Below are 366 nucleotides of genomic sequence, written 5' to 3' on the forward strand. Positions count from 1 at the left end.
TCTATAGTATTCGCTTCCCCTTTTTGTTCCATGATTGCTTGGCCGATGTGAATGATTTCTGCGGCACGCTCACCAAATACGTGGATACCTAGAATCTCTTTGGTTTCACGGTGGAACAGAATCTTCAAGCTACCGATGTCTTTACCCGCGATTTGAGCGCGAGCTAAGTGTTTGAATGAAGAACGTCCTACTTCATAAGGTACTTTCGCTGCCGTCAGCTCTTGCTCGGTTTTACCGACTGAGCTGATTTCAGGAATGGTGTAGATTCCCGTTGGGATATCTTCAATCAAGTGACCTTCCGCTTCACCTTTAACAATCGCTTGTGCAACAAATCGACCTTGGTCATAAGCAGCACTTGCGAGGCTA

At 46.2% G+C, this 366-nt stretch carries 1 pseudogene; it reads right to left on the reverse strand.

The window, feature by feature from the left end:
- A pseudogene (locus A3712_RS19875) lies at window positions 1-366 on the reverse strand (Si-specific NAD(P)(+) transhydrogenase); the annotation flags it as partial.

It is taken from the genome of Vibrio sp. HI00D65, assembly GCF_001635455.1.
In the GTDB taxonomy this organism is placed as follows: Bacteria; Pseudomonadota; Gammaproteobacteria; order Enterobacterales; family Vibrionaceae; genus Vibrio.